Below are 2,251 nucleotides of genomic sequence, written 5' to 3'. Positions count from 1 at the left end.
GCTCGGTTTGGCCTGCTTTCTCGCCGGTGTGTCGCGGATTGAGGATGACCTCGAGGCGATGGGCCCGCTGACCCTCAGCGAGGTCAAGGCGCTGGTTCGACGGGCTACCGAAGCCTATCCCGACGACGTGACCCTTGGAGGTGAATCCGTGGAGGATCGCCTCCTTCAGGTGGAACGGGCCGAGACCATCGCGGACCTCCTAGTGATGCTCGGCTTAGATCACTTCCGCGCCTATTGATCTGGCGCGAGCTGGCCATCGGTCGGTCGGTGACGGCATCAATCGAATGTTCGTATTGTGTTCTTGACACTCTCGCGCGTTTTTGGTAGGTTTCTGTCAGCGTTGATGAGTGCGCCCGCCGCGGCGGACTGAGCCTCCCAACGTCCTTCGCTTCCAAGCCATTTTCGGCCCGCCGTCCCGGGAGGGGCTGGGCCGCTTTCACCCGCCGGGCTCGCTCGCGCGGGCCTTCAGCCATGGGGCCACGCCTTGTCCGACGATGATATCCTCTCCGAGGCCCGCGAGGCGTTCCGGCTGGCCGCCGACGCCGAGGCCGAGAACCGGCGCGAGGCGCTGGACGACATCCGGTTCGCGCGCCTGGGCGAGCAGTGGCCGGACGCGGTGCGCCGCGCGCGCGACCTGGAGGGCCGCCCGGTGCTGACCATAAACCGGCTGCCGGCGTTCATCCGCCAGGTGGTCAACGACGCGCGGCAGAACAAGCCCGCGATCGCGGTGCATCCGGTGGACGACGCGTCCGATCCGGAGACGGCGGAGGTGTTCAACGGGCTGATCCGGCACATCGAGCAGAGCTCGGACGCCGAGGTCGCCTACGACACGGCGCTGGACTTCGCGGTGACCGGCGGCTTCGGCTACTTCCGGATCAACACCCGCTATTCCGCCGACGATGGCTTCGACCAGGACATCGCCATCGAGCGGGTGGCCAACCCGTTCACGGTGTACGGCGACCCGGAGGGGACGGCCGCGGATTCCTCCGACTGGAGCACCGCCTTCGTGGTCGACAGCCTGCCGCGCGCGGCCTTCGAGGCGCGCTGGAAGGGGGCGGAGGCGGTCGACTGGGCCTCGGACGAGTTGGGCGCCGTGGGCGGCCTGGAGAGTGGGGAGCGCGTGCGCGTGGCCGAGTGCTGGCGGCGCGAGCGGGTCACGCGGACGATCCTGGCGCTCAGCGACGGGCGGATGGTCGAGGAGGCGGTCTACAGGGCGCAGAAGGCGATCTTCGACGCCCTGGGGGTGACGGTGGTCGGGCGGCCCCGGCAGGCGGCGAGCCACAAGGTGACCCAGCGGATCCTGAGCGGCGCCGCGGTGCTGGAGACGGTGGACTGGGCCGGACGGTTCATCCCGATCGTGCCGGTCTGGGGCGAGGAGCTGATGGTGGACGGGCGGCGACGGCTCCGCAGCCTGGTGCGCGACGCCAAGGACCCGCAGAGGATGTTCAACTACTGGCGCACGACCTCGACGGAGCTGGTGGCGCTGGCGCCCAAGGCGCCGTTCATCGGGCGCACGGGGGCGTTCGAGACGGACGCGGCCAAGTGGGCGACGGCCAACGTGCAGAGCCACGCCTACATCGAATATGACGGGCCCGAGCCGCCGATGCGGCAGGGGTTCGCGGGCGTGCCGGCAGGCGCGCTGCAGGAGGCGCTGAACGCCAGCGACGACATGAAGGCGATCATGGGCCTCTATGACGCGAGCCTGGGGGCGCGGTCGAACGAAACCTCCGGGCGCGCGATCATGGCGCGGCAGCGGGAGGGGGACGTCTCCACCTTCCACTACATCGACAACCTCAGCCGCGCGATCCGGCATGCAGGGCGGATCCTGCTGGACCTGATCCCGAAGGTCTATGCGACCAGCCGCGTGGTGCGGGTTTTGGGGCCGGATGGGGCCGCGAAGAGCGTCGGCGTCGGGCCCGCCGGCCAGGCGGCCGGACAGGGCGGCGAGCAGCTGAAGGCGGTGGGACGGATCTTCGACCTGGGAGCCGGGCGATACGATCTGACGGTGCGCTCGGGGCCCTCGTTCACCAGCCGCCGCGAGGAGGCGGCGACGCAGATGATCGAGCTGATCCGCGCCTATCCGGCCTCGGCGCCGGTGATCGGCGACCTGCTGGCGCGGAACCTGGACTGGCCGGGGGCGGACGAGATCGCCAGCCGGCTGGCGGCGCTGGTTCCGCCGGCGGCGAAGGGCGCGGCGCCCGAAGTGGCGCAGGCCCAGGCGCAGCTGGGGCAACTGGCCCAGGCGCTTTCG

The 2,251-nt window shown here is 70.4% G+C and carries 2 protein-coding genes; both read left to right on the top strand.

All coding sequences use genetic code 11. The annotated features are described in order from the left end of the window. Positions 1 to 238: hypothetical protein (locus QZV94_RS24695; protein ID WP_293683071.1), on the top strand; the 238-nt coding region annotated here is incomplete at its 5' end. A gap of 246 nt (positions 239 to 484) precedes the next feature. Next, positions 485 to 2,251: portal protein (locus QZV94_RS24690; RefSeq protein WP_293683069.1), on the top strand; the 1,767-nt coding region annotated here is incomplete at its 3' end.

The organism is uncultured Phenylobacterium sp. (assembly GCF_902826855.1).
In the GTDB taxonomy this organism is placed as follows: Bacteria; Pseudomonadota; Alphaproteobacteria; order Caulobacterales; family Caulobacteraceae; genus Phenylobacterium.
This window is presented reverse-complemented; position numbering and strand designations above follow the sequence as displayed.